The organism is Zhengella mangrovi (assembly GCF_002727065.1).
Lineage (GTDB): Bacteria > Pseudomonadota > Alphaproteobacteria > Rhizobiales > Rhizobiaceae > Zhengella > Zhengella mangrovi.
This window is the reverse complement of the sequence record NZ_PDVP01000014.1, coordinates 89,813-114,700: the sequence shown is the minus strand read 5'-3', so window position 1 is coordinate 114,700 and position 24,888 is coordinate 89,813. Positions and strand designations below refer to the sequence as shown.

The 24,888-nt window shown below is 66.0% G+C and carries 25 protein-coding genes; 9 read left to right on the top strand and 16 right to left on the bottom strand.

Annotated elements, in window-relative coordinates:
* Positions 1-2 precede the first annotated feature (2 nt).
* From prfA to CSC94_RS18685, 3 genes are all read right to left on the bottom strand, one after another.
* A complete protein-coding gene (gene prfA, locus CSC94_RS18695; RefSeq protein WP_099307893.1) occupies positions 3-1,079 on the bottom strand; it encodes a peptide chain release factor 1 in 1,077 nt (358 codons plus the stop codon).
* Between the two features lie 7 nt (positions 1,080-1,086).
* Positions 1,087-3,354 (bottom strand): phosphoenolpyruvate--protein phosphotransferase, encoded by a 2,268-nt coding sequence (gene ptsP / locus CSC94_RS18690; protein ID WP_099307892.1) that lies wholly within the window; start codon positions 3,352-3,354, stop codon positions 1,087-1,089.
* 140 nt (positions 3,355-3,494) lie between these two features.
* Positions 3,495-4,769, bottom strand: a complete 1,275-nt coding sequence (locus CSC94_RS18685) for an aspartate kinase (protein ID WP_099307891.1) — start codon at positions 4,767-4,769, stop codon at positions 3,495-3,497.
* Positions 4,770-4,993: 224 nt separating this feature from the next.
* Here CSC94_RS18685 and ubiG point away from each other — a divergent pair, with 224 nt between their 5' ends.
* Positions 4,994-5,743 (top strand): bifunctional 2-polyprenyl-6-hydroxyphenol methylase/3-demethylubiquinol 3-O-methyltransferase UbiG, encoded by a 750-nt coding sequence (gene ubiG / locus CSC94_RS18680; RefSeq protein WP_099307890.1) that lies wholly within the window; start codon positions 4,994-4,996, stop codon positions 5,741-5,743.
* Between the two features lie 18 nt (positions 5,744-5,761).
* On the opposite strand, the gene CSC94_RS18675 is transcribed toward ubiG, so the two are convergent.
* The 4 genes from CSC94_RS18675 to CSC94_RS18660 are packed head-to-tail and all read right to left on the bottom strand — an operon-like array spanning position 5,762 to position 8,107.
* On the bottom strand, positions 5,762-6,187 hold the full coding sequence (locus tag CSC94_RS18675) for a DUF1178 family protein (protein WP_099307889.1): 426 nt from the start codon (positions 6,185-6,187) through the stop codon (positions 5,762-5,764).
* Entirely contained in the window at positions 6,184-7,032 is an 849-nt protein-coding gene (locus CSC94_RS18670) for a carbon-nitrogen hydrolase family protein (protein ID WP_099307888.1), read from the bottom strand. The genes CSC94_RS18675 and CSC94_RS18670 overlap by 4 nt, the downstream gene beginning before the upstream one ends.
* Positions 7,033-7,045: 13 nt before the next feature.
* The gene (gene grxC, locus CSC94_RS18665; RefSeq protein ID WP_099307887.1) at positions 7,046-7,315 is read right to left on the bottom strand and encodes a glutaredoxin 3; all 270 of its coding nucleotides are present in this window, start codon (positions 7,313-7,315) and stop codon (positions 7,046-7,048) included.
* A 24-nt stretch (positions 7,316-7,339) separates the two neighbouring features.
* Complete coding sequence (locus CSC94_RS18660) at positions 7,340-8,107, bottom strand: ComF family protein (RefSeq protein WP_099307886.1); 768 nt, start codon at positions 8,105-8,107, stop codon at positions 7,340-7,342.
* An 87-nt stretch (positions 8,108-8,194) separates the two neighbouring features.
* On the opposite strand from CSC94_RS18660, the gene CSC94_RS18655 reads away from it, so the two are divergent.
* On the top strand, positions 8,195-9,067 hold the full coding sequence (locus CSC94_RS18655) for a methyltransferase domain-containing protein (protein ID WP_099307885.1): 873 nt from the start codon (positions 8,195-8,197) through the stop codon (positions 9,065-9,067).
* Positions 9,068-9,082: 15 nt separating this feature from the next.
* On the opposite strand, the gene CSC94_RS18650 is transcribed toward CSC94_RS18655, so the two are convergent.
* The 6 genes from CSC94_RS18650 to CSC94_RS18625 all read right to left on the bottom strand — a co-directional run bounded on the left by CSC94_RS18650 (position 9,083) and on the right by CSC94_RS18625 (position 13,220).
* Positions 9,083-9,250 carry a Flp family type IVb pilin gene (locus CSC94_RS18650; protein WP_099307884.1) on the bottom strand — a complete coding sequence of 56 codons (168 nt, stop codon included), beginning with the start codon at positions 9,248-9,250 and terminating at the stop codon, positions 9,083-9,085.
* A gap of 137 nt (positions 9,251-9,387) precedes the next feature.
* Entirely contained in the window at positions 9,388-9,705 is a 318-nt protein-coding gene (locus CSC94_RS18645; protein ID WP_099307883.1) for a hypothetical protein, read from the bottom strand.
* 178 nt (positions 9,706-9,883) lie between these two features.
* Positions 9,884-10,294, bottom strand: coding sequence for an 8-oxo-dGTP diphosphatase MutT (gene mutT / locus CSC94_RS18640; RefSeq protein ID WP_425356533.1), 411 nt, complete (start codon positions 10,292-10,294; stop codon positions 9,884-9,886).
* Between the two features lie 2 nt (positions 10,295-10,296).
* Complete coding sequence (locus CSC94_RS18635; protein WP_245408409.1) at positions 10,297-11,073, bottom strand: GNAT family N-acetyltransferase; 777 nt, start codon at positions 11,071-11,073, stop codon at positions 10,297-10,299.
* Positions 11,074-11,092: 19 nt separating this feature from the next.
* On the bottom strand, positions 11,093-12,334 hold the full coding sequence (argJ, locus tag CSC94_RS18630) for a bifunctional glutamate N-acetyltransferase/amino-acid acetyltransferase ArgJ (protein WP_099307880.1): 1,242 nt from the start codon (positions 12,332-12,334) through the stop codon (positions 11,093-11,095).
* 28 nt (positions 12,335-12,362) lie between these two features.
* Positions 12,363-13,220 carry a peptidylprolyl isomerase gene (locus tag CSC94_RS18625; RefSeq protein WP_099307879.1) on the bottom strand — a complete coding sequence of 286 codons (858 nt, stop codon included), beginning with the start codon at positions 13,218-13,220 and terminating at the stop codon, positions 12,363-12,365.
* A gap of 257 nt (positions 13,221-13,477) precedes the next feature.
* Between CSC94_RS18625 and secA the strand changes: the two genes are divergently transcribed.
* A complete protein-coding gene (secA, locus tag CSC94_RS18620) occupies positions 13,478-16,207 on the top strand; it encodes a preprotein translocase subunit SecA (RefSeq protein WP_099307878.1) in 2,730 nt (909 codons plus the stop codon).
* Positions 16,208-16,295: 88 nt separating this feature from the next.
* On the opposite strand, the gene CSC94_RS18615 is transcribed toward secA, so the two are convergent.
* Together CSC94_RS18615 and CSC94_RS18610 are read right to left on the bottom strand one after the other, a co-directional pair.
* The gene (locus CSC94_RS18615; RefSeq protein WP_099307877.1) at positions 16,296-16,739 is read right to left on the bottom strand and encodes a hypothetical protein; all 444 of its coding nucleotides are present in this window, start codon (positions 16,737-16,739) and stop codon (positions 16,296-16,298) included.
* Between the two features lie 99 nt (positions 16,740-16,838).
* Positions 16,839-18,080, bottom strand: a complete 1,242-nt coding sequence (locus CSC94_RS18610; protein WP_099307876.1) for an MFS transporter — start codon at positions 18,078-18,080, stop codon at positions 16,839-16,841.
* Positions 18,081-18,232: 152 nt separating this feature from the next.
* Here CSC94_RS18610 and CSC94_RS18605 point away from each other — a divergent pair, with 152 nt between their 5' ends.
* Together CSC94_RS18605 and CSC94_RS18600 are read left to right on the top strand one after the other, a co-directional pair.
* Positions 18,233-19,645 (top strand): lipopolysaccharide biosynthesis protein, encoded by a 1,413-nt coding sequence (locus tag CSC94_RS18605; RefSeq protein ID WP_099307875.1) that lies wholly within the window; start codon positions 18,233-18,235, stop codon positions 19,643-19,645.
* 1 nt (position 19,646) lies between these two features.
* Positions 19,647-20,936, top strand: coding sequence for a GNAT family N-acetyltransferase (locus CSC94_RS18600; RefSeq protein ID WP_099307874.1), 1,290 nt, complete (start codon positions 19,647-19,649; stop codon positions 20,934-20,936).
* Between the two features lie 7 nt (positions 20,937-20,943).
* Here the strand turns inward: CSC94_RS18600 and CSC94_RS18595 are convergent, their stop codons facing one another.
* Positions 20,944-21,423 (bottom strand): MarR family winged helix-turn-helix transcriptional regulator, encoded by a 480-nt coding sequence (locus CSC94_RS18595; RefSeq protein WP_099307873.1) that lies wholly within the window; start codon positions 21,421-21,423, stop codon positions 20,944-20,946.
* Between the two features lie 185 nt (positions 21,424-21,608).
* Here CSC94_RS18595 and ectA point away from each other — a divergent pair, with 185 nt between their 5' ends.
* The 4 genes from ectA (at position 21,609) to thpD (ending at position 24,883) form a co-directional block, all read left to right on the top strand.
* Positions 21,609-22,142, top strand: coding sequence for a diaminobutyrate acetyltransferase (gene ectA, locus CSC94_RS18590; protein WP_099307872.1), 534 nt, complete (start codon positions 21,609-21,611; stop codon positions 22,140-22,142).
* A gap of 65 nt (positions 22,143-22,207) precedes the next feature.
* Positions 22,208-23,497 carry a diaminobutyrate--2-oxoglutarate transaminase gene (ectB, locus tag CSC94_RS18585; RefSeq protein WP_099307871.1) on the top strand — a complete coding sequence of 430 codons (1,290 nt, stop codon included), beginning with the start codon at positions 22,208-22,210 and terminating at the stop codon, positions 23,495-23,497.
* A gap of 5 nt (positions 23,498-23,502) precedes the next feature.
* Positions 23,503-23,895: an ectoine synthase gene (locus CSC94_RS18580; RefSeq protein ID WP_099307870.1), complete on the top strand. Its 393-nt coding sequence runs from the start codon at positions 23,503-23,505 to the stop codon at positions 23,893-23,895.
* Between the two features lie 55 nt (positions 23,896-23,950).
* Positions 23,951-24,883, top strand: coding sequence for an ectoine hydroxylase (gene thpD, locus CSC94_RS18575; protein ID WP_099307869.1), 933 nt, complete (start codon positions 23,951-23,953; stop codon positions 24,881-24,883).
* Positions 24,884-24,888: the final 5 nt, after the last annotated feature.

Genomic DNA, 24,888 nt, shown 5'->3' with positions numbered 1-24,888 from the left:
GCTCAGGCACCACCCTCGGCCGCCAGCAACGCGGCCTGGTGATCGGCGACCAGCGCATCGATGATCTCGTCGAGATCGCCTTCCATGACCTTGTCGAGCTTGTAGAGCGTCAGGTTGATGCGGTGGTCGGTGACGCGCCCCTGCGGAAAATTGTAGGTCCTGATCCGCTCCGAACGGTCGCCGGACCCCACTTGCAGCCGCCGCGCCTCCGAGCGCTCGTCGGCTGCCTTCTCCCGCTCAAGGTCGTAGAGCCGCGCCCGCAGCACCTGCATGGCGCGCGCCCGGTTCTGATGCTGGGACTTTTCCGACGAGGTGACGACAATGCCCGTCGGCAGGTGCGTGAGGCGCACCGCCGAATCCGTCGTGTTCACGTGCTGCCCGCCGGCGCCGGAGGCCCGCATCGTGTCGATGCGGATGTCTTCGGGCCGGATGTCGATGTCGACATCCTCGGCTTCCGGCAAAACCGCCACCGTCGCCGCCGAGGTGTGGATGCGCCCGCCCGCTTCGGTGACCGGCACGCGCTGCACCCGGTGAACGCCCGATTCGAACTTCAGCCGCGAGAAAACGCCCTTGCCCGACACGCTGGCGATGATTTCCTTGTAGCCGCCTGCCTCGCCTTCGCTGGCCGAGGCGACGTCCACCTTCCAGCCATGGTCCGCAGCATAGCGTTCGTACATGCGAAACAGGTCGCCGGCGAACAGCGCCGCCTCCGAACCGCCCGTTCCGGCACGGATTTCGAGGATGGCGCTCTTTTCGTCGGCCGCGTCGCGCGGCAGCATCAGGATGCGGATATCGCTTTCCAGCGCCTCGATACGCGCCTCGACATCCGGGTAGTCCATCTCCGCCAGGTCGCGCATATCGCGGTCGGTCGTCTTGTCCGCCAGCAAGACATCCAGCCCCTCGAGCTCGTCGCGCGCCGCCGCCAGGTCGCGGACCTTCCTGGCCAGCGGCTCGAGTTCGGCGTATTCCGAGGCCATCTTCACATAGGCATCCGGCTCGACACCGGAGGCCATCTGCGCCTCCAGCATGTTGAACCGCTTGAGCACCTGCGCCAGTCGATCAGAGGGAAGAGCGGTCATGGACCGGTCACAGCCGAATGTTGTGAGCGCGCGCGAAATCCCGCAGCAGCGCGTGAATGTCCTGGCGTCCGGTCGAATCGAGCGCGTGGGTGAGTTTCTCGTTCAGCGCCGTAGCGTCCAGGTCCAGCAGCATGGCCTTTACCGGACCGATTGCCGCCGGGGCCATCGAGATGGCGCGGAAGCCGATTCCGACCAGCGCCATGGCCGATAGCGGCCGCCCCGCCAGTTCGCCGCACAGGGTGAGGCTCTTGCCGGCCGCGTTGGCCGCCTCGACGATCTGGCGCAGCACCCGCAGGAAGGGCGCCGATAGCGGATCGAACCGGTCGGAAACGAGCGAGTTGGAGCGGTCGGCCGCCATGATGAACTGGAACAGGTCGTTGGAACCGACCGAGAGGAAATCCACCTCGCGCATCAGTTCCGGCAATTGCCACAGCAGCGCCGGCACTTCCAGCATGGCGCCCAGCTTCAGCCGCGTCGGCAGCAGGTGCGCAAATCGCGACAGGTGGCGCACTTCCCGGTCGATCATCGCCCGCGCGGCCCGGATCTCCGAAACATCGGTCACCATCGGCAGCATCACGCGCAGTTCCCGGCCGCCCGCCGCTTTCAGCAGCGCCCGCATCTGCGTCCGGAACAGCCCCGGCTTGTCCAGCGTCAGCCGGATCGCCCGCCATCCCAGGGCCGGGTTTTCTTCCGTTTGCGACGCCGCGAAATAGGGCAGCACCTTGTCGCCGCCGATGTCGAGCGTCCGGAAGGTCACGGGCTTGTTCTCGGCGATGTCGATCACCTGCCGGTACAGCCGTTCCTGCTCCTCGGCGCGCGGAAACGTGGCCGCGACCATGAACTGCAGCTCCGTGCGGAACAGGCCGATGCCTTCCGCTCCCGATTCGGCCAGCTGCGGCAGGTCCACCGCGAGCCCGGCGTTCATGTGCAGGTCGATGTGCTGTCCGTCCTTGGTCACCGCCGGCCGGTCGCGCAGCGAACGGTAGAGTTCCTGCCGCCGGGCACGGAATTTCACCTTCTCGGCAAACGCCTGCTCGATGTCGGATTGCGGCCGCAGGTGAACCGAGCCGTCATCTCCGTCAATGATGATGGCATCGCCGTTTTCCGACATGGAAACGACGCCCTTCACCTGCCCGGCGACGGGAATGCCCATGGCCCGCGCCACGATGACCACGTGGCTGGTGACCGCGCCTTCCTCCAGCACCAGGCCGCGCAGCCGCTCGCGCGGGTAGTCGAGCAGTTCCGCGGCCCCCATGGACCGGGCGACGATGATCGCGTCGCGTGGCTGGCTGGCGGCCAGGTCTTCCGGGCTGCGGCCCATGAGCTGGCGCAACAGCCGGTTGGCGAGGTCGTCAAAATCGTTCATCCGCTCGCGGATGTAGGGATCGGTGACATGCATCATGCGCGCGCGCATGTCGCTCTGCACCTTTTCCACGCCGGCTTCAGCGGTCAGACCGTTGTTGATCGCCTCTTCCAGCCGCCGCACCCAACCGCGGTCATGGGCGAACATGCGATAGGCTTCCAGCACCGCCCGGTGCTCGCCGTCAAAGGCGATCTCGGTGCGCGTGAGCATATCGTCGATGGACAGCCGCAGCGAACTCAGCGCCTTTTCCAGCCGCTCCAGTTCCGCGTCCGTGTCCTCGGCGAACAGGTTGGTGACGACGATGCGCGGCTCGTGCAGCACCACGTGCCCCAGGCCGACGCCTTCGGAGAAGGCAACGCCCCGGAAGGTCGCCGGGCGCCGCAGGTCGAGCTCGATGCCCGGCCGCGACAGGTTGGCCAGGTCGCCGGTCGCGATCATCTCGGCGATGACCATGGCCGTGGTTTCCAGCGCCTCGACCTCGTCCTCGCGGTAGACGCGCTGTGTCTTGTTCTGGACGACCAGAACGCCGAGCGTGCGCCCGGCCCGCAGGATCGGCACGCCGAGGAAGGAGGAGTAGATCTCTTCGCCGGTCTCCGGCAGGTAGGTAAAGGCGGGATGGGTCTGCGCGTCGGCCAGGTTCAGCGGCCGCGCCGAGGCCGCGATCGTGCCGACGAGGCCCTGCCCGAGACGCAGTTGCGCCAGGTGGACGGCCTGCGGGTTGAGGCCTTCGGTGGCGTAGAGTTCCAGCACGCCGTCGGCGCGCAGCACGTAGAGCGAGCAGACCTCGGCCACCATGTTGCGCGCGATCTCGGCGACGATCCGGTCCAGGCGCGCCTGCGGCTCCAGCGCCTCCGCCATGATCTCGCGCAGACGCTTGAGCAGAACCCGGGGGCCGACCGCATACTCCGCCATGAATGTTTCCACCTCCAACAGGTTCGGGCCACGCAGCCGGAATGGCTGCGCCACCCCGCCCCGCGATTCGATTGGTCCCGCCTTGTCATGCGCCCGGCTTGTTTGCCCGCCGGTTCGCTGCCCGAGTCAGGTTGTCCGAGTCAGGCCTTGTCCAACCCGTATACGGAATGGAGCGTACGAACTGCAAGTTCCGCGTACGGACCATCGATCAGGATCGATATCTTGATTTCGGATGTCGTGATGGCGCGGATGTTGATGCCCTTCTCCGCCAGCGCCTTGAACGCCGTGGCCGCAACGCCCGCATGGCTGCGCATGCCGATGCCGATGACCGATACCTTGACCAGCCCGCCTTCCGACTGCACGGCATCGAACCCGACCGTGTCGCGGTTCTTGTCCAGCACGGCCAGCGCCTTGTCGAGGTCGCCGGTCGGAACCGTGAACGTCATGTCGGTCTTCGATCCGTCCTCGGAAATGTTCTGGACGATCATGTCGACATTGATGTTGGCCTCCGCCAGGGGCCCGAAAATCCCCGCCGAGACACCCGGGCGGTCGGCGACGCGGCGCAGCGAGATCTGTGCCTCGTCCTTGGCATAGGCGATACCCGTAACGACCTGCTGTTCCACGATTTCATCCTCGTCGCAAATGAGAGTTCCGGGCGGATTGTCGAAATCGCCCATGCCGGGTGCATCCGGATCCTCGAAGGAGGATCGCACGAAGGTGCGCACCTTATGCACCATGGCCAGTTCGACCGAGCGCACCTGCAGCACCTTGGCGCCGAGCGACGCCATTTCCAGCATTTCCTCGAACGAGACCTTCGGCAGCCTGCGCGCCTTGGGTTCGATCCGCGGATCGGTGGTGTAGACGCCATCGACATCGGTGTAGATGTCGCAGCGGTCCGCCTTGACGGCTGCCGCGATGGCCACGGCCGACGTGTCGGACCCGCCGCGCCCGAGCGTCGCGATGCGGTTGTCCGGGCCAATGCCCTGGAATCCGGCGACCACCGCCACCTGGCCTTCGCCGAACCGGCGGATCAGGTCGCTGCCGTCGATATCGGCGATCCGGGCCGCGCCATGCGCATTGTCGGTCTTCACCGGGATCTGCCAGCCCTGCCAGGACCGGGCATTGATGCCCATCGACTGCAGCGCGATGGCCAGCAGGCCGGAAGTGACCTGTTCGCCGGAGGCAACGATCGCATCGTATTCGCGGGCATCGAAGAACGGAGAGGCCGCGCCGGTTACCTTCGGCATCGCCTGCACCCAGCCGACCAGTTCGTTGGTCTTGCCGGCCATCGCGGAGACGACCACGGCCACCTCGTGGCCCGCGTCCACTTCACGCTTCACGTGCCGGGCAACATTGTGGATGCGGTCCAGGTCCGCAACCGATGTGCCCCCGAATTTCATAACGATACGCGCCATGCAATGCCGCCGACTGTCCTGAACGATGGCGGACTGCCGCGAAGGCGCCCGTCACAAGGAAAGCGCCCCGCCTGTTGTGGGTAGCCGGAGCGCCGTGCGCGGTCTGCATATCCAATCGCTTGGGCTTTCGCAAGGTTGTGCATCGCTTTGACGCCTTGACTTTCTGCGACCGGCGACCGACTTCCCTGTCCGGAAAAGCAGTGTGACGAAAAGGAAGCGACGCGATGACGGACACCGGCCAGACCACCATCGACAGCGCCGAGGTCGAGCGCTTCTCGCGCATGGCCGCCGAGTGGTGGGACCCGCGCGGCAAGTTCCGCCCGCTGCACAAGTTCAATCCCGTCCGGCTCGACTACATCCGCCAGTCGGTGATCGCCCACTTCGGCCTTGATGCCCGCGCCACCCGCCCGTTCGATGGCCTGCGGTTCCTTGACATCGGCTGCGGCGGCGGCCTGCTCAGCGAGCCGATGACCCGTCTCGGCGCATCCGTCACCGGCGCCGACGCCTCCGAGGTCAACATCGAGGTCGCCCGTATCCACGCCGCCGAAAGCGGCCTCGACATCGACTACCGCGCCACCACGGCCGAAGCGCTGGCCGATGCCGGGGAGCGCTTCGACGTCGTCCTGAACATGGAAGTGGTCGAGCACGTCGCCGACGTGAACCTCTACATGCGCAAGTGCGCCGAGATGGTGAAGCCGGGCGGCCTGATGTTCATCGCCACGATCAATCGCACCATGAAGGCCTGGGGCCTTGCCATCTTTGGAGCGGAATACGTTTTGCGCTGGCTGCCGAAAGGCACTCACCAGTACGAGAAGCTCGTCACGCCGGCAGAACTCGATGCCGCCCTCGCCCCGACCGGCATGACCGTTCTGGAGCGCAGCGGCGTGTCCTACAACCCGCTGGCCGACCGTTGGGCGCGCTCGCGCGACCTCGACGTCAACTACATGGTGCTTGCGTCCCGGCCCGGCGCTTAGGCCGGCCTGCGGTCAGGATCAGTTCTTGTCGTCCGGCAAGGCGGGTATCGGCATCACCGGTACGCCTTCCTCCAGCAGTTCTGACACTTCGGTGATGTTGGCCTCGCCGCGGATGGCCCGGGATTCCACCTCGCCGTAGTGGATCTTGCGCGCTTCCTCGGCGAAGCGCTCGCCGACGTCCTCGGAATTCTCGATCGCCGCCTTCGCCAGTTCGCGCAGCTTCGCCATGGCGGCCTTCTGTTCTGCCGAGACGGCCAGCGCCATCTTCTCCTTGCGGCGCGCCGTCGAAACCGCCGGCGCCATCAGCGCCTTCGAGATGGCCGTCGAGCCGCAGGACGGGCAGGAAACGAGCCCGCGCGCGTTCTGGCTGTCGAAATCGTCGTTGCCGCGGAACCAGCCGTCGAAGTCGTGGCCCCGGTCGCAGGCCAGCGAGAACCGGATCATGCCGCTCCCCCGCCCGGCGCGACCCGCACGTCGAAGTCGCGCGCATTCTTCAGGTTGGGAATTTTTGCCCGGGCCTCGGCCACCGCGTCGGTATCGATCTCCGCCAGCAGCACGCCCGGCTCGGCATCGCCCTTGTCGGCGGCGACACGGCCCCACGGATCGACGATCAGCGAATGACCATAGGTCTCGCGCCCGTCGGCATGCGTTCCGCCCTGCGCGGCCGAGATCACCCAGGCGCCGTTTTCGATGGCGCGGGCGCGAAGCAGCGTGTGCCAATGCGCTTCGCCGGTCTGCCGCGTGAAGGCCGCGGGCGTCGTCAGAACCTGGGCGCCGGCCAGCGCCTGCGCCTGGAAAAGCTGCGGAAAGCGCAGGTCGTAGCAGATCGACAGTCCGATCTTTGCGACCGGGAGATCGGCGACCACCGTCTCGCTGCCCGGTGAATAGACGGATGATTCCCGCCAGCTTTCGCCATTGTCGAGATCGACGTCGAACATGTGAATCTTGTCATAGGTGGAGACCAGGCCGCCATCGGGACCGAACAGGAAGGCGCGGTTGGCGATCCTGCCGTCCGCCACGGCGATGGCCGTCGATCCGACGTGGAGGAAAATGCCCAGTTCGCCGGCCAGTTGCGCAGCCCGCGCCGCGACGGGGTCATCGTCCTGGCCTTTGAGCACCGCGAACAGCGCCTTGCGGTCGCGCTGCACCGCGCCGGTCATTTCCGGTGTCTGGATGTAGCGCGCGCCGGCAGCGGCGGCTTCGCGCACCATCGCCTCCATCGCAGCGATATTGCCGTCCGGATCGGTACCGGAGCGCATCTGGATGCAGGCGGCCACGAAGCGCGTCATTGTGGTCGGCTCCTCAGGCCAGTTTGCCCGTGGCCAGCAGCCCGTCCAGTTCCCCGGCGGCGTCCAGCGCGTGCAGGTCATCGCATCCACCGACGTGGACATCGCCGATGAAGATCTGCGGGAAGGTCGAGCCGCCCGAAGAGCGCTCGATCATCTCGCGCCGCAGGTCCGGCGAATAGGTCGCGTCGTGTTCGGTATAGGCCACGCCCTTGCTGTCGAGCAGCCGCTTGGCCGCCGTGCAGAAGCCGCAGAACATGCGCGTGTAGATCGTCACTTCAACCATTCAAAGGTTTCCCTGTTTCTCCCGCTATATAGGCTCCGTTGCAACGCTCTGGAAGTCCCCGGGCAGGACGCGCGCGAAAGTCAGCACGTCCACGTCCGCCGCCCGCGCCCGTTTCAGCGCCCGCGTCGCGGCGCTCACCGTCGCCCCCGTGGTGTAGACGTCATCGATCAGCAGCACCCGCCGGCCATGCACCGCGATCTCCATGGCCTCCGGCACGACGAAGGCGCCGCGCACGTTTGCCTCGCGCTCGGACCGTGCCAGCCCGACCTGCTGGCGTGTCTTGCGCCTGCGGACCAGCGCGCCGGGCTCGCAGGCAAGACCGGTCCGCTCGGCGAGTGCACGGCCGAGCTCCGCCGACTGGTTGAACCGCCGCCGGAAAAACCGCCAGGGATGCAGCGGCACCGGGACGACGACCTCCGCGTCGGCGATGAGGTCGTGACCGGCGCGAAGCATCCACTTGGCCATCCACCGGGCGAGATCGGTCCGGTCGTTGTACTTGAGCGCCTGCACCAGTTGCCGTGCGGCGCCGTCATAGGCGGCGGCCGACCGGCACCGGGAAAAGGGCGGCGGATTGGCGATGGCCTCGGCCGAGAGGAAGTTCTCTCCCATGTCATGCGAGAACGGCGTGCCGTACACCGGACAGAGCGGGTGCTCGATCAGGCGGAGCTGCGGCCAGCAGGTTCCGCACAGCGTTCCCGGTTCGCTGACCAGCCGCCGGCACCCCGGGCAGACGGGCGGAAACAGCACGCGGGCCGCCTCGTTGCCCAATTTTTCCACGAGCCCCTTGATCATCCGGCCACGATCCGCCACCTCTCCGCACCAGAAGGCGCCGCACTATGCACCCTGAAATTGCGCCCTCGCAACCTGGGAAACGCCACCTTGGAAACCGTCTTCGACAGTGAACAGGTTCTTGCCCGGCGCCGGCGCGCCCTCGCCCGCCCCGTCGAGGGCGCGGACTTTCTCATGCGCCAGGCGGCCGAAGACCTCGCGCTCCGGCTTTCGACCACCGGTCGGACCTTTCAGCGCGCCGGCCTGCTCCATTGCATCACGCCCCATGCGCACGATGTGTTGGAGGGATCAGGAAAGGTCCGCTCCCTCGTCTCGGTCGAGGCGGATCCCGCCTTTCCCGCCTTCGCCGGGGACACCCGGCAGGCGGGGCCGGAAACGGTCGGCCTTGAACCGCAGAGCCTCGACCTCGCGGTCAGCCTTCTGACCCTTCAGGATGTGAACGACACCCCCGGCATGCTTGCCCAGATCCGCAAGAGCCTGAAGCCGGACGGTTTGTTCCTGGGAGCCATGCTCGGCACCGGCACGCTGGCCGAACTGCGCGAGAGTCTGCTGGCGGCCGAGACCGAAGTCAGCGGCGGTGCTGCGCCGCGGCTGCATCCGCTGGCCGATGTGCGCGCCGCCGGCGCCCTGCTGCAGCGGGCGGGCTTCGCCCTGCCCGTCACCGATTTCGAAACCGTGACAGTGCGCTATGCCAACGCCCTGTCCCTGATGCACGACCTGCGCGCCATGGCGGCCACCAACGCGCTGCACCGCCGCAGCCGCAAGCCGTTGCGTCGCGCGGTCCTCGAACGGGCGGTGGAAGTGTACGCGGAACGGTTCAGCGATCCGGACGGAAGGATCCGCGCCACCTTCTCGATTGTCTGGCTGTCGGGCTGGGCCCCGGATGCTTCGCAGCAAAAACCGTTGAAGCCGGGTTCCGCCAGTCATTCGCTCGCCAGCGCACTGAACCGGACCCCGGAGTGACGGGCATCCGGACGGCTACTGCTGCAGTTCCGTTTCGATCGGCTTGAACTTCAGGATGAGGTTGGAACCGATCGAACCGGCGCTGGCAAGAAATCCGATGGAGATGATCGACGCGATCAGAGCATACTCGATCGACGTTGCGGCTCGCTCGTCCAGCAGGAATGTCTTGATCAGGTGCATCATCGATTCAGTTCGGCCTCCGCTGATGGCCTAATGTACGATGCCCGACTTCATGAAAGGTTAATGGCCGGCGCCGCCCTGATGGAATCAGGCCCGCGACAATTGACCCCTGATTTCTGGTATGGACTGTGCCTGCGCCGTCAGCAGTCGCCGTTGCGCACACCGTTGTCCCGGATGATGCAGACCGAATCCGGCCTGTTCTGAAGGACCGAGCGGCGCACCGTGTACTTTCCGGAATAGCGCTGGACAGAACCGGTGGAAATCCGGTCGATCCCCGGACTAATGACGTTTTGCGCGTAATTTCGCGATTGCCGGTCGGCGATCGGGGTCAGGATAACCGCCAGCGCGGCTGCAGCCGAACCGAAAAGCAGGACGACGCGCAGGACGCCCATGCTCGCGGCGCTGGCGCTGCTGCGAACACTGCCCCGCGGCGTGTACCAATCCGAACTGTTAGCCATTCTCAAACCCCCAGGAACTCAACCAAGACAAGCGCAACTTCGCGCGACCCGGCATCATGATGCCATGCAGGGCTAAACGATCGATTAACGCTAATTGTTCGTTACGAGGGAGAATTTTCCGCCGCGATGGACGGACTGCCAGGCGCCGCGACATGCGCGTCCAGCGCCGTGCGCCCGCTCACAGCAGGTCGATGAGGAAGGGGATCAGCGGCTCGTCGGCCGGCGGCATCGGGTAGCCGCGCATGTCCTTCGGCCGCACCCACTTGATCGCCTGGCCCTCCAGGCCGCGCGGCTGCCCCTCGTAGCGTCGGCAGACGTAGAGCGGCATGAGCAGGTGAAAGGTCTCGTAGGTGTGGCTGGCGAAGGTCAGCGGCGCCAGGCAGGCCGTCTTCGTCCGGATGCCGATCTCCTCCTCCAGTTCGCGGATGAGGGTTTCCTCCGGCGTTTCACCGGCTTCCACCTTGCCGCCCGGGAATTCCCAGAGACCGGCCAGCGCCTTGCCCTCGGGCCGTTGCGTCAGCAGCACCCGGCCGTCGGTATCGACGAGCGCGCAGGCGGCCACGAGAAGGATCGGCCGGGTCGCTTCCATGGTCATCGACCCGCGCTGCCCGGCTTGCGATAGTGGTAGAAATAGAGGGTCTGGAAGCCGAGGCTGCTGTAGAGCGCGACCGCCGGGTAATTGGCCGTCTCCACCTGCAGCCACGCCGTTCTCGCGCCCCGCATCCGCGCCCATTTCAGCGCCGAGAGCACCGTGTTGCGGGCATGGCCCTGCCCCCGGAAGGTCTCCGCCGTCGCCACCTCGAACAGACCGGCGAGGTCGCCGTCATGGACGCAGATGGCGGTGGTCACCGCCTGGCCGTTGACCTCGGCCAGGAACAGCCCCGTCTCCGGTTCGATCGTGTTCACGACCTCGGATATGCCCGCGCGCATCGAGGCATTGAGCCCGCGCACGGCAAGGTGGGCGGCAGAGAAGCGCGCCACGTCGCGCATCGGCAGCTGGTCCATGGTGCCGTCGAGGTCGAGCGACGCCATGTCGGCGATCATGACGATGGATTCGCCAAACCGTTCCCAGCCGCGCGCATCGCACCACAGCGTCAGTTCCTCGCCCGCCAGCGGCGACAGCCGCAGCACCAGGTCTCGGTCGTAGGCTTCGAAACGCGGCGCCGCCCGGGCGATGCGCCCGGTGATGTCGCGCACGTCGGCCGGGTCGAGCGGGTTGATCGAGTTCAGGCGCTTGGCCGGGTGGCTGGCCGTCAGGCGGATCGCCCAGGTCCCGTCGTACTGGATCGAGGTTGCCGGCCAGGCACGAAAGCCCGCCGCCTCGAAGCGCCTGACGATCCCGAGATCTTCCGGAGCAATCCGTCTCACCGGTCCGACCACCCCGCGCTCAACTCCGGTAGTCGCCGTTGATGGCGACATATTCCTTGGTCAGGTCGCAGGTCCAGACCGTCGCATGACCGTCGCCCAGGCCGATATCGGCCCGGATGACGATCTCGTCGTTCTTCATGTACTCCGACGCCTTGGCTTCCGAGTAGTCCGGATCGCGTTCGCCCTGGCGCGCCAGCCGCATCGGGCCGAACCAGATATCGAGGCGGTCGCGGTCCGCGGGTTCGCCGGCCTTGCCGACAGCCATGACGACGCGGCCCCAGTTGGCGTCCTCGCCCGCCGCCGCCGTCTTCACCAGCGGCGAATTGGCGATCGACAGCGCAATGCGCTTCGCCGAGGCGTTGCTTTCGGCTCCGGTCACCTGGACCTCGATCAGCTTGCGCGCGCCCTCGCCGTCACGCACGATCTGCAGCGCGAGATCCTGCATGACGTCGAAAAGGGCTTCGCGGAAGGCCTCCAACCGGCCATCGGCCGGGTCGGAGATGCGCGGCGCACCGCGTCCTTCCGCCTTGCCCGTGGCAAACAGGAGCAGCGTGTCGCTGGTCGACGTGTCGGAATCCACCGTCACCGCGTTGAACGTCGGCCCCGTCGCAGACGACAGCATCGCCTGCAGCGCCGCCGCCTCGATCGGGGCGTCGGTCGCAATGAAGCTGAGCATCGTCGCCATGTCGGGCGCGATCATGCCGGCACCCTTGGCAATTCCGTTGATGGTCACCGGAACGCCGCCGAGATCGACCGTGGCCGTCGCATATTTCGGGAACGTGTCGGTTGTCATGATGGCTTCGCCGGCGCCGTGCCACTGGTCGGCGGCCGCCGATTGCGTCACATCGGCCAGCAGACCCGTGAAACGGTCTGCCGGCAGCGGTTCGCCGATCACGCCGGTCGAGGCCAGGAAGACCTCGTTCTCGCCGCACCCCGCGGCCGCTGCAGCCGCTGCTGCCGTTGCCGCCGTTGCCTCGCTGCCCTTGCGCCCGGTGAACGCATTCGCATTGCCCGAGTTGACCACGAGGACGCGCGCGCTGCCATGCGGCAGGTTCGCCCGGCAGAAATCCACCGGTGCCGACGGGCACTTCGACCGCGTGAACACCCCGGCCACTTCCGTGCCGGGCGTGAACGTCATCACCAGGAGATCGGTCCGGCCCTTGTACTTGATGCCGGCAGCGGCGGTCGCCATGGCGACCCCCTCGATGACAGGCATGTCGGGCCGCACCTTGGGCGCGAGCGGGGAAACAGGGGAAGCCATGGCGGGGGCGCTCCGTGGGTGCGGCCGGTTACTGGGCCTTGTTCATTTCTTCGACGGTGCCCTTCAGCTTCTCGTCGACCACGTCGACCTTGGCCGCCTCGCGCATCTTCTTGACCATGTCGAAATAGGTTTCACGCAGCAAGGCCGAGCGGATCTGGTCTTTGACTTCGTCGAAGGCCGGCGGCTGAACGGCGCGCTTGTCTTCCACCTTGATGACATGCCAGCCGAACTGTGTCTTGACCGGCTCTTCCGAGTAAGCCCCTGCGGAAAGGCCGAAGGCGGCCTTTTCGAATTCCGGCACCATCTGGCCCTGGCGGAAATAGCCGAGGTCACCCCCGTTCGGTCCGGACGGACCGGTCGACTTCTCCTTGGCCAGCTTTTCGAAATCCGCGCCGCCATCCAGTTCCTTGATGATGGCCTCGGCCTCTTCCTTCGTCTTGACGAGGATATGCCGGGCATGAACCTCGTTGGAGGGCGGCGTGTCGGCCAGCTGCTTGTCATAGCGCGCGCGCACCATCTCGTCGGTCACGGCGGCGGCGACTTCCTTGTCCACGAACTCGGAATGCAGCGCGCGTTCCTGCAGGAATGCCATCCGCTTCTGGAAATCCGGGTCCTTGTCGTAGCCCTTTTCCTTGGCCTTCGACGCGAGCAGGCGGATCTCGATGAGCGCCGAGAGCGCCGCGCCGCGCCGCTGGTCCTCGGGAAGCTGGGCGAACTGCTGGTCGAGGTTGGCCATGGCCAGCGAGAGATCGCCGTCGGTGATGTTCATGCCGTTGACGGTTGCCACGACCGTGTCGTCCGCCGCGAAGACCGGCGCGCAAGCGAGACCGGCGGCAAGGATGGCGGCAGAAAGGCCGGCAGAGAGGCGGCGGATCGAAACAGGCATGTGAGCTAACTCCAGTGGGATCGTTTGCCGGTCTGGAAAACCGGTAAATGTGGCCGAAATGGGCATGCCGCGCCACCGACCGGCGGCGTTGACATCGCATGTGCCCCCTCTTATCTGTCCTGCGACCGTGCGTCCAGAACTTGTGTTGCGCATGGCCGGCGGATCTCGGCGCTGCCTTCCGGAAAACCGGCGCCCCGGCCCGTCCCCCGCAACCGGCCTTCTGCCAGGGTCGGACGATCGAGATTGAGAGGACCGATATGGTCAGTTTCGGCGGATTTGCCCGCAAGATTTTCGGCTCGGCCAACGACCGTCGCATCAAGGCGATGCGCCCGCGTGTCGAAGCCATCAATGCCATGGAAAACGAGATGGCGGCCCTGAGCGACGCCGAACTGGCAGGTCGCACCCGCCAGTTCCGCGACGACCTGGCGAACGGGGCCAAGCTCGATGCCCTGCTTGTCCCTGCCTTCGCGACCGTCCGCGAGGCATCCCGCCGCGTCCTCGGCATGCGGCATTTCGATGTGCAGTTGATCGGCGGCATGGTGCTCAACGAGGGCTCCATCGCCGAGATGCGGACCGGTGAGGGCAAGACGCTGGTCGCCACGCTCGCCGTCTACCTCAACGCCCTGGAAGGCAAGGGTGTCCATGTCGTCACGGTCAACGACTACCTGGCGCGCCGCGACGCCGAGTGGATGGGCCGCGTCTACGGTTTCCTCGGCCTGTCGACCGGCATCATTGTCCACGGCATGTCCGATGAGGAGCGCCGGGCGGCCTATGCCTGCGACGTCACCTACGGCACGAATAACGAGCTGGGGTTCGACTACCTGCGCGACAACATGAAGTACCAGCGCGAGGACATGGTCCAGCGCGGGCACAACTACGCCATCGTCGACGAGGTGGACTCCATCCTCATCGACGAGGCGCGCACGCCGCTCATCATTTCCGGCCCGCTCGACGACCGCTCCGAACTCTACGTCCAGGTCGACGGCTACATTCCGCAGCTTCTCGACAGCGATTTCGAAATCGACGAGAAGCAGAAGACGGCGACCTTCACCGAGGAGGGCACCGAGAAGATCGAACAGCTCCTGACGGGGGCCGGCCTTCTGAAGGGCGAATCACTCTACGACGTCGAGAACGTCGCCATCGTTCACCACGCCAACAACGCCCTGCGCGCCCACAAGCTGTTCCAGCGCGACAAGGACTATATCGTTGCCAATGGCGAGATCGTCATCATCGACGAGTTCACCGGCCGCCAGATGCCAGGCCGCCGCTTTTCCGAGGGCCTGCACCAGGCGCTGGAAGCCAAGGAAGGCGTCCAGATCCAGCCGGAGAACCAGACGCTCGCCTCGATCACCTTCCAGAACTACTTCCGCATGTACGACAAGCTGTCGGGCATGACCGGCACGGCCTCCACCGAGGCCGAGGAATTCGGCAGCATCTACGAGCTCGACGTGCTGGAAATTCCGACCAACCTGCCGATCCAGCGCCTGGACGAGGACGATGAGGTCTACCGGACCTTCGAGGAGAAGTACAAGGCGATCGTCCAGGAGATCAAGGACGCCAGCGCCAAGCGCCAGCCGATCCTCGTTGGCACCACCTCCATCGAGAAGTCGGAATTCCTGGCCGAGCTGCTGCGCCGCGAGGGCGTGACCGATTTCGAGATCCTCAATGCCCGCCACCACGAGCGCGAGGCATCCATCGTCGCCCAGGCCGGCGTCCCGGGCGCGATCACCATCGCCACCAACATGGCCGGCCGCGGCACCGACATCCAGCTCGGCGGCAACGCCGACATGCGCATTGCCGAGGAACTCGGCGACATGCCCGAAGGCCCCGAGCGCACGGCGAAGGAAGACGCCATCCGGGACGACATCAAGCGGCTGAAGGAAGAGGCACTGACCGCCGGCGGCCTCTACGTCCTGGCCACCGAGCGCCACGAAAGCCGGCGCATCGACAACCAGCTGCGCGGCCGCTCCGGCCGCCAGGGCGACCCCGGCCGGTCCAAGTTCTACCTGTCGCTTCAGGATGACCTGATGCGCATCTTCGGCTCCGAGCGGATGGACGGCATGCTCCAGAAGCTCGGCCTGAAGGACGGCGAGGCCATCATCCATCCCTGGATCAACAAGGCCCTGGAAAAAGCGCAGAAGAAGGTCGAGGCCCGCAACTTCGACATCCGCAAGAACCTTCTCAAGTTCGATGACGTGATGAACGACCAGCGCAAGGTGGTCTTCGAACAGCGCCTCGAACTGATGGATGGCGTCAACCTGTCGGAGACCGTGGCCGAGATGCGCCAGGACGTCATCGACGACATGGTCGCCAAGCGGATCCCGGAAAAGGCCTACGCCGACCAGTGGGATGTCGCCGGCCTGAAGGAGGATGTCCAGGCCTACCTCAACCTCGACCTGCCGATCGAGGACTGGGTCAAGGAAGAAGGCATCGCCGAGGACGACATCGTCGAACGCCTGACCTCTGCGGCGAAGACGGCTGCCGATGAACGGCTGGAGCGCTACGGCCCCGAACTGCAGACCTATGTGGAGAAATCCATCATGCTGCAGACGCTGGATCACCTGTGGCGCGAGCACCTGGTCAATCTCGATCACCTGCGGTCGGTCATCGGCTTCCGCGGCTACGCCCAGCGCGACCCGCTGCAGGAATACAAGGGCGAGGCCTTCGAACTCTTCCAGGGCATGCTGACCAACCTGCGCCAGGTCGTCACTGCCCAGTTGATGCGCGTCGAGATCGTCCAGCAGGCCGCCGAGGCACCCATGCCGGAAGCGCCGGAAGGCGAAGGCAGCCACTACGACCTGACCACCGGCATGGACGAGTTCGACGAACCGGTCGAGGCGGTCTACGACGATACGGCACAGCGCCAGGTTCCGCCGCAGGACCGCGACCCGAACGATCCATCCACCTGGGGCAAGGTCGGACGCAACGAGGCCTGTCCCTGCGGATCCGGCAAGAAGTTCAAGCACTGCCACGGCGTCCTGGTCTGACCGCCGGCCGTCGAAACAGCAAAATGAAAACCGGCGCGGCCAGAAGCCACGCCGGTTTTTTCTTGGTCGGTGAAATGACGCGCGGGCGTCAGTCGCAGCGGCCGGTCCGCATGCAGCGGCGCATGTCGTCGCGCAGGTCCGACTTCCAGTCGCGGGCGTCGTCGCGCCCGTCACGCGATCCGTCACGCTCGCCGGCGCGGTAGCCCATCATGTATCCCTTCCGGTAGCCCACCTTGTAGCCGCGGGCATAGTCGGCGTCTTCGGAAGAACGGCGCGACATGGTCCCGTTCAGGCCGTTCATCAGCTCGTCGACGTAGGAAGCCTTGTAGGCGCCCTTGTAGCCATCGGTGTAGCCATCCTGGCGTCCGGCCTGCTTGCCCTTTTCATAGCCCTGCCAGTAGGCCCGCGAAGCGGCTTCGGCAGTGGCGGGAATGAAGGCAGGGGCGGCAGCAACGGTCGCGGCGGCAACCAGCGCCGGGGCAGCGAAGCGGCGGAAGAACGAACGGCGGTTGAGGGAGGTCTGCTGGGTCATCGGGGGTCTCCTTGGCGGTTGATTGGCATCGAGTGACGCAACAATGCGCCATCGAACCTGAACCGCGACGGAGCGCTCCGTTCATGTCCAATTCATGTCTCAGGCGGCGCGCCCGGCACCCGTTGCGCGGCCCATGATCAGTGCGATGGCTATCATCGCCACGGTACCGGTCAGCCCCACGCCGATCAGCAGCAGCAGCGCCATTGGCGGCCCGGCCTGCTCCAGCACCAGCGACAGCACGAAGGGCGCCAGCGCGGTGAAGAAAAGCCGTACACCGTTCAGCCGGCCGGTCACCGTGCCGTAGACCGCCCGGCCGAAGGCCTGCAGCGGCAGGATGCCGCGCACGATGAAGGCAAGCCCCTGGCCGGTGCCGAACGCGAGCGCGAACGCGACGCCCCAGCCGGTCGATGGAGCGCCGCCCAGCAGGAGCAACAGCGCCAGCGGCAGCATCGCCACCGAGATAATGGAAGGAACGTGGATCGACGTCCGCCGCGCGGTCGCGAACTCCAGCACCCGGGCGCCGACCTGCGCGGGGCCGATGCAGGCGCCGACCAGCGCCGAGGACGTGCCCAGTCCGAGCGCGCCCAGCACGGTGATCAGGTGCAGGTGGACAGCCGAGATGACGAAGGACGTTGCCGAGAAGCCCACCAGCAGCAGGAGGAAAACCAGCCGCCCCTCGCGGCCCGTCAGCGGCGCGGCGTCGGGTGTATCGGTCGTCCCGGCCGGCGGCGCGGGCGCGATGCCGCGCCCGTTCGCGGACCGGGTCCTGCGGGAAAGGCCGAAATGCAGCGGCGCGCAGACGAACAGGTGCAGCAGGGCATAGAGCCCGTAGACCCCCCGCCAGTCCGTCATTGTCAGCAGCCACTGCGTCAACGGCCAGAAGATCGTCGACGCGAACCCGGCGACGAAGGTGATGCCCGCGATGACCCGTCGCGCGTCCTTTGCTCCCGCAACATGCGCCACCACCACGAAAGCGGCCTCGTAGAGCACGAGGATCGAGACCAGTTCCGCCAGCAACAGGAACAGGCCGAAGGCCGCCTGCGACGGCACCAGTGCCCACCCGGCAAGGCAGAAGCCGGCCAGCACCGAGCCGGCGGCCATCACGGCGGCCGGGTTGCGCCGGTCCATCATGGCGCCCGCGCGCGGCGCCACGACGGCACCGGCGATCATGGCCGCCGAGAACCCGCCGTAGATCAGCGGCAGGGGCAGCCCGGTATCGGCGGACATTCCGGGCGTCAGGACCCCGAAGGCGTAGTAGAGCGAGCCATATCCGATGGTCTGCGTGATGCCGAGCATCAGCGAAATGCCCCAGAGGGGCAAGGCACGCACCGTTCCCGTCATTGCATCTCTCCCGAAACGGTCCGTGGCATCGTCCGGCGCGGCCGGCCCGTTGTGGCTTTTCGAGGGAAAAGCGGCGCACCCGGGTAAAACCAACTGTTTCTTAAAGACTGATTGGTAATCAGGAAAGGGATTTAGGGAATTGAGGGAACAGGGTGCGTTTCTCCGCAGCCGCCACGACCAGACGCATCTTGCCGGAGCGCCTCGCGCAGCGGGCGCGCCCGCTCGCCGATCGCATCGACGGCCTGGTCTTTGCCGCCGACGAGCGCGGCAAGGCGAGCCGCATGTCCCTGATCGCCTTTTCGATTCGCATCGTCTCGGCCGCGCTCGCCTTCCTGTCGCAGGTGCTGCTGGCACGCTGGATGGGCAGCTTCGAATACGGCATATTCGTGCTGGTCTGGGTGACCATGGTCATCGTCGGCAACATCTCGTGCTTCGGCTTCCACACCTCGATCATCCGTTTCCTGCCGGAATACCTCGTCAAGGGCGATCTGCCGAGCCTGCGCGGCATGCTGTTTGCCAGCCGCCTCGTCGCCATCCTCGCGTCCTCCGCGCTTGCCCTGGCCGGCGCGCTCGGTGTCTGGTTCTTCTCCGACCGGATCGAGAGCTACTACGTCATCCCCTTCTATCTCGGGCTGATATGCCTGCCGATGATTGCCCTGTCCGATGTCCTGCAGGGCATTTCGCGGGCCAACACATGGGCCGTCTCCGCCCTTGCGCCCATCTACCTGATCCGCCCCGTACTCATCCTCGCTTTCATGGGCGCGGCCCTCCTGGCCGGGTTCTCCCACGATGCCCGTACCGCGATCATCGCCGCCATCGCCGCGACCTACGTCACCACCATCGGCCAGTTGGTCTTCGTGACCGCGGGAACCGACCGCAAGATCCCGCAGGGGCCGAACGCCTATCACATGCGCGAATGGGTCGCCGTTTCACTGCCGATCTTCCTGGTCGAGAGTTTCTTCTTCCTGATGACCAATGCCGACGTGCTGATGGTCGGCCGCTACCTCGACCCGCACGATGTGGCCGTCTACTACGCCGCGGTGAAGATCCTGGCGCTTGTCCATTTCGTCTATTTCGCCGTCAAGGCCGGTGCCGCCCAGCGGTTCGCCGCGCTCGCCAATGATCCCGATTCCGACAGCCTCGGCGAATTCGCCCGCGAGACCGTCCACTGGACCTTCTGGCCCTCCGTGCTCATGGCCGCCGTCATCCTGCTGACCGGCCACCTGCTCCTGCGCCTCTTCGGCGCCGAGTTCACCGCCGGCTACCCGATGCTGTTCGTCCTCGTTCTCGGTGTTGTCGCGCGCGCGTCCGTCGGCCCTGCGGAGAGCCTGCTCACCATGTCCGGCAACCAGGCGGTCTGCGCGGCGGTCTACGGCGCCGCCCTTGCCACCAACGTGGTGCTCAACGTCATCCTGCTGCCCGTGTGGGGCCTATGGGGTGCCGCCGTCGCCACCGCCATCGCCATGTCGATCGAGGCCGCCGCCCTTCTCTACACCGTATGGCGGCGGACCGGGATCCTGATGTTCATCGGCCTGCCAGCCGGCCTTGCCCGAGGAAATGCCTGATATGGCCGCCATCCCCCTGATCGAGGAACTCAGCGGAACCGCGTCCGGCCAGATGATCGCCGACCTTGCCGGCGTCCGGGGAAACCTGGACGTCTCGCCCCACGACGCCCTGCGCGGCGCGTCGCTGCCCGACAGTCCCCGCAAGCTCTCCATCTATGCCGCGTCCGCCGGGTTCGACCTGGTCGAGGAACTGGACCACCTTGCCGCGCGCAGCGTCGAGCCGAACGTCTTTTTCAATCCCCGCTTCCTGGCACCGGCCATGCCGCGCCTGGAGGATCGCGAGGTCTTTCTCGCCGTGATGCGCGACGAGAGCGATCACCGCTCGCGCCTGCGCTTCCTTCTGCCATACTCGGTCGAACGGCCCGGCCTCGGCATCGGCCCAGCCATCGTGCGCGCCTGGTCGAGCCCCTATGGCCCGCTTGGCGCGCCGCTGATCGATCGCGACGACCCGGTCGGCACCGTCGATGATTTCCTCGCCATGCTTGCCCGGCCCTCGCTCGGCCTGCCGCCGGTCCTCGTCCTGCCCGACATGCCGCTGGAAGGCGAGGCTGCCAGCATCATCCGGACGGCCGCCATGGGGCGCAACCTCCCCGTCCTGACGGCGAACACGCGCCAGCGCGCCTGCCTGAAGAGCGACCTGGAGGGCGAGGCCTATCTCCGCGAATCGCTCAAGTCGCATCATTTCCGGGAATACAGGCGCCTCTGGCGGCGCCTCGCCGAGCAGGGAGACCTGCAGTACCAGGTGGCCCGCCACCCCGACGAGATCCGCCGCGGCTGCGAATCCTTCCTGACGCTGGAACTGATGGGCTGGAAGGGGCGTGAACGCACCGCCCTGGCATCCGACCGGTTCCAGGCCGCCTTCATGCGCGAGGCCATCCACCGCATGTCCGAACAGGACATGGTGCGCGTCCACACGCTGACGCTGGACGGCGAGACCATCGCCGCGCTCATCGTCTTCATCGAGCGGGGCATCGCCTACACCTGGAAAACCGCCTACGACGAGACCCTGTCGCATTTCTCGCCGGGCGCCCTGCTGATGATCGAGGCGACGAAGACCCACCTCGACGATTTCAACATCGACATGACCGATTCCTGCGCGGCGCCGGAACATCCGCAGATGGACCGGTTGTGGAGCGAGCGGCGCGAGATGGGTACCCTGGTCATCGGCCTCACGCCGGGCGCCGATCGCAGTGCCCGCCAGACGGCGACCCAGTTGCATCTCTACGTCGAGACCCGCAACTTGGCCAAGCTGGTGCGCAACCGCATGCGCGGCTTCATCCGCCGCCGCTGAACCAGGGTCAGTCCTTCGACACGATGGCGCCAACGTCGAGCACCGGCGAGGCATCGATCTCGCCGGCATTGAGCATGTCGCCGACGCGCTCCAGCACCGAGAGCACCATCGCCTGCTCCCAGTCCGGCAGATCGGCGAACTGACGCGCGAAAATGCGCTGCAACGGGTCGGGCGCGGCATCCAGCACCGTCCTGCCTTCCTCCGTCACGCTGACCCAGACGATTCGCTTGTCGCGCTGGCCGCGCGTGCGCGCGACCAGCCCGCTCCGTTCCAGCTTGTCGATCAGCGTTGTCGCCGTCGCCTGCCCGACACCGGCCTGCCCGGCGATGGTCTTCGGGGTGACCCGGTCGTGCCGGGCGACGATTTCCAGGACGATGAGTTGCGGCACTGTCAGCCCGGTCGCCTTGGCCAGCGCCCGCGCGTTGAACTCGGTCGCCCGCAGAATGCGTCTGAGCGCGATCAGCGTGGCCTGTACCCTGTCTTCCATGTCACCTCTTCCGGTTTCATATGCGCCAGAATCTATTTTGATTTGCAAAACATATTATCATGGTAATTTTTGTTATGATTACAGCAGGATAGGAATTTTTTCGAACTTTTTCGAGAGTCAACGGTTGTCATGTAATTCGATAATCATAATATCCGGACCACATTCAACAGCCGCAGTGGAGACCCATGCCCCCGATCGAAGCCCTCAAGCGAAAAGACACCATCCTCTTCCGCGAGCCCACGCGCGAGGATGGCAGCGACGTCTGGGAACTCATCAAGGCTTGCGAGCCGCTCGACGTCAACTCCCGCTATTGCAACCTGATCCAGTGCGACCACTTCGCCGACACCTGCGTGGCCGCGGTCCGTGCGGACGGGCGCCTTGTGGGATGGATCTCGGCCTACATCCTTCCCGACGATCCGCAGACGCTGTTCGTCTGGCAGGTTGCCGTTTCCCCGCTGGCCCAGGGACAGGGTCTTGCCAAGCGCATGCTCGGCCATCTCCTGGGCCGGGATGCCTGCGCCGATGTCACGGCGCTGCAGACGACCATCACGCCGGACAACGAGGCGAGCTGGGGGCTTTTCACCTCCTTCGCTCGCAGCCGCGGCGCGCGGCTGCGCGACGAACCGCATTACCGGCGCGACGACCATTTCGACGGCCGTCACGAGACCGAGCACATGGTCACGATCCGCTTTCCGCAGGCGGGACGCGCCGCGGCCTGATTTCGCTCGGCCGTATCCCGGCCTGATTCGAAATCGTTCAAGCAATCCAACCGAAAGAGGCAGTCATGACTTCCGTTACGACGGACGACAAGAGCATTTTCTCCCGCCGCGAGTCGGAGGTGCGCAGCTATTGCCGCAGCTTCCCCGTGGTCTTTGAAACCGCGCGCAACGCCACGCTGACCGATGCATCCGGTCGCGACTACATCGATTTCCTGGCCGGATGCTCCTCGCTGAACTACGGCCACAACGATCCCGACATGAAGGCGGAACTGGTCGAATACATCGCCGGCGACGGCGTCACCCATGGCCTCGACATGCACACCGGAGCCAAGGCGGCGTTTCTCGACGCCTTCGACCGCCTTGTCCTGAAGCCGCGTGGCATGGACCACAAGGTCATGTTCTGCGGCCCGACCGGCGCCAACGCTGTCGAGGCGGCGCTGAAGCTCGCCCGCAAGGTGACGGGTCGCACCAATGTCGTGGCCTTCACGAACGGCTTTCATGGTGTGACCAACGGCGCGCTGGCCGCCACCGGCAACGGTTACCATCGCGGCGGAGCCGGCGTCGCCCTGCCCGATGTCACCCGCATGCCGTTTGACGGGTTCCTCGACGATGGAGCGGATTCGGCTGCCATGCTGGAGCAGATGCTGGCAGATCCGTCCGGCGGCATCGATGCGCCGGCGGCGATCATCCTGGAAACGGTCCAGGGGGAAGGCGGCCTCAACGCGGCTTCGCCCGAATGGGTTCGCCGCATCGCCCGGATCGCGCGCGACAATGGCGCCCTCTTCATCATCGACGACATCCAGGCCGGCTGCGGGCGCACCGGAACGTTTTTCTCCTTCGAGGATTTCGATGTCATGCCGGATATTGTCACCATGGCGAAATCGCTTTCGGGCTACGGCTTGCCGCTTGCCGCGGTGCTGATCCGTCCCGAGCACGACGTCTTCGGCCCGGCCGAGCACAACGGCACCTTCCGGGGCAACAACCACGCCTTCGTTACCGCTCGCGTTGCGCTGGAGAAATTCTGGGCCGACGACGCCTTCCAGCAGGAGATCGGCGAAAAGGCGGCCCTGCTTCGCAAGCGCCTGCAGCGCATCGCCGCCCAGGTGCCGGGCGCCAGCCTGAAGGGCCGCGGCATGATGCAGGGCATCGATGTCGGCAGCGGCGACCTCGCCGCGGACATCTGCGCGGAATGTTTCCGCAACGGACTGGTCATTGAGACGTCGGGCGCCTGGGACGAGGTCGTCAAGATCCTCTGCCCCCTCACCATCGAGAGGAAGACGCTGGAGCGAGGCCTCGACATCCTCGAGGCCGCCGTCTCCTCCATCGTCAAACCCAAGACCATTGCAGCGGAGTAACAGACATGATCGTACGCGATTTCAACGAAGCGAAGAACACCGAGCGGCGGGTCGTCTCTGATGGCTGGGAAAGCGTTCGCCTGCTGCTGGCCGGCGACCGGATGGGCTTCAGCTTCCACATCACCACCATCTATGCCGGCGGTGAACTGCAGTTCCACTACAAGAACCATTTCGAGTCGGTCTACTGCATTTCCGGCTCGGGTTCGATCGAGGACCTGGCGACCGGCAAGGTGCACCAGATCCGTCCCGGCGTGATGTATGCGCTTGACCAGCACGACAAGCATATCCTGCGCGCCGAGGACGAGATGATCCTCGCCTGCGTGTTCAATCCGCCTGTGACCGGCCAGGAAGTCCACCAGGACGACGGATCCTACGCCCTGGTCAGCGAGGACGCCTGATCCCCTGACCGGACCCCAGAACCAGAGAATCCAGACAGACAGACGGGAGAGAGCAATGAACTTCATGCAGAAACCCCAGACGACGGAACTGGACGCCTATCCCACCCGCCTGCCGCGCGAACAATGGAGCGAGCGGCAGGACCGGACGGTATGGAGCCAGTGGCGCCCGGATGCGCCGCTGACCGCCCAGCAGGCAGACAGTTTCGAACGCAACGGCTTCCTCGTGCTGAAGAACCTATTTACCCCTGAAGAGGTGAAGGCCCTTCAGGACGAGGCAAAAGGCCTGCGCGAGGGCGGCCGCACGCTCATGGAAGACACCGTGATCACCGAACCGGGCAGCGATTCCGTACGCACCGTTTTCAAGCTGCCGGAACAGAATGCCCTTTTCGACCGGCTCGCCCGAGACCGCCGGCTGGCCGGCATTGCCCGTTTCCTGCTGGGCGACGAGGTTTACGTCCACCAGTCGCGGCTGAACTACAAGCCGGGCTTCACGGGCAAGGAGTTCTACTGGCATTCGGACTTCGAGACCTGGCACGCCGAGGACGGCATGCCGCGCATGCGCGCTGTCTCCGCGTCGCTCCTGCTGACCGACAACGATGCCAGCAACGGCGCCCTGATGCTGATGCCAGGGTCGCACAAGACCTTCGTCGGCTGTGCCGGTGCAACGCCGGACGACAACCACAAGACCTCGCTGAAGGCCCAGGAAGTCGGAACCCCGTCGCACGAGGCGCTCGCCCGGCTGGCCCGCCAGAACGGCATCGAAAGCGCGACCGGACCGGCCGGAACCCTGGTTCTGTTCGATTGCAACACAATGCACGGGTCCAATTCCAACATCACGCCCTTTGCCCGCTCGAACGCCTTCTTCGTGTTCAACGCGGTCACCAACGCCTTGCGCGAGCCCTACGCGGCCAGCAGGCCTCGGCCCGACTTCCTTGCCGCGCGCGGTGAACCGTCGGTGCTCGAGATCATGTCGGGCCCGCTGTCCTGAAAGGA

Excerpts from the sequence above, each read along its gene's own strand:
- prfA (WP_099307893.1), bottom strand. The coding sequence starts at position 1,079 with ATGACCGCTCTTCCCTCTGATCGACTGGCGCAGGTGCTCAAGCGGTTC.
- ptsP (WP_099307892.1), bottom strand. The coding sequence starts at position 3,354 with ATGGCGGAGTATGCGGTCGGCCCCCGGGTTCTGCTCAAGCGTCTGCGC.
- CSC94_RS18685 (WP_099307891.1), bottom strand. The coding sequence starts at position 4,769 with ATGGCGCGTATCGTTATGAAATTCGGGGGCACATCGGTTGCGGACCTG.
- ubiG (WP_099307890.1), top strand. The coding sequence starts at position 4,994 with ATGACGGACACCGGCCAGACCACCATCGACAGCGCCGAGGTCGAGCGC.
- CSC94_RS18675 (WP_099307889.1), bottom strand. The coding sequence starts at position 6,187 with ATGATCCGGTTCTCGCTGGCCTGCGACCGGGGCCACGACTTCGACGGC.
- CSC94_RS18670 (WP_099307888.1), bottom strand. The coding sequence starts at position 7,032 with ATGACGCGCTTCGTGGCCGCCTGCATCCAGATGCGCTCCGGTACCGAT.
- grxC (WP_099307887.1), bottom strand. The coding sequence starts at position 7,315 with ATGGTTGAAGTGACGATCTACACGCGCATGTTCTGCGGCTTCTGCACG.
- CSC94_RS18660 (WP_099307886.1), bottom strand. The coding sequence starts at position 8,107 with ATGATCAAGGGGCTCGTGGAAAAATTGGGCAACGAGGCGGCCCGCGTG.
- CSC94_RS18650 (WP_099307884.1), bottom strand. The coding sequence starts at position 9,250 with ATGATGCACCTGATCAAGACATTCCTGCTGGACGAGCGAGCCGCAACG.
- CSC94_RS18645 (WP_099307883.1), bottom strand. The coding sequence starts at position 9,705 with ATGGCTAACAGTTCGGATTGGTACACGCCGCGGGGCAGTGTTCGCAGC.
- mutT (WP_425356533.1), bottom strand. The coding sequence starts at position 10,294 with ATGGAAGCGACCCGGCCGATCCTTCTCGTGGCCGCCTGCGCGCTCGTC.
- argJ (WP_099307880.1), bottom strand. The coding sequence starts at position 12,334 with ATGGCTTCCCCTGTTTCCCCGCTCGCGCCCAAGGTGCGGCCCGACATG.
- CSC94_RS18625 (WP_099307879.1), bottom strand. The coding sequence starts at position 13,220 with ATGCCTGTTTCGATCCGCCGCCTCTCTGCCGGCCTTTCTGCCGCCATC.
- secA (WP_099307878.1), top strand. The coding sequence starts at position 13,478 with ATGGTCAGTTTCGGCGGATTTGCCCGCAAGATTTTCGGCTCGGCCAAC.
- CSC94_RS18615 (WP_099307877.1), bottom strand. The coding sequence starts at position 16,739 with ATGACCCAGCAGACCTCCCTCAACCGCCGTTCGTTCTTCCGCCGCTTC.
- CSC94_RS18610 (WP_099307876.1), bottom strand. The coding sequence starts at position 18,080 with ATGACGGGAACGGTGCGTGCCTTGCCCCTCTGGGGCATTTCGCTGATG.
- CSC94_RS18600 (WP_099307874.1), top strand. The coding sequence starts at position 19,647 with ATGGCCGCCATCCCCCTGATCGAGGAACTCAGCGGAACCGCGTCCGGC.
- CSC94_RS18595 (WP_099307873.1), bottom strand. The coding sequence starts at position 21,423 with ATGGAAGACAGGGTACAGGCCACGCTGATCGCGCTCAGACGCATTCTG.
- ectA (WP_099307872.1), top strand. The coding sequence starts at position 21,609 with ATGCCCCCGATCGAAGCCCTCAAGCGAAAAGACACCATCCTCTTCCGC.
- ectB (WP_099307871.1), top strand. The coding sequence starts at position 22,208 with ATGACTTCCGTTACGACGGACGACAAGAGCATTTTCTCCCGCCGCGAG.
- CSC94_RS18580 (WP_099307870.1), top strand. The coding sequence starts at position 23,503 with ATGATCGTACGCGATTTCAACGAAGCGAAGAACACCGAGCGGCGGGTC.
- thpD (WP_099307869.1), top strand. The coding sequence starts at position 23,951 with ATGAACTTCATGCAGAAACCCCAGACGACGGAACTGGACGCCTATCCC.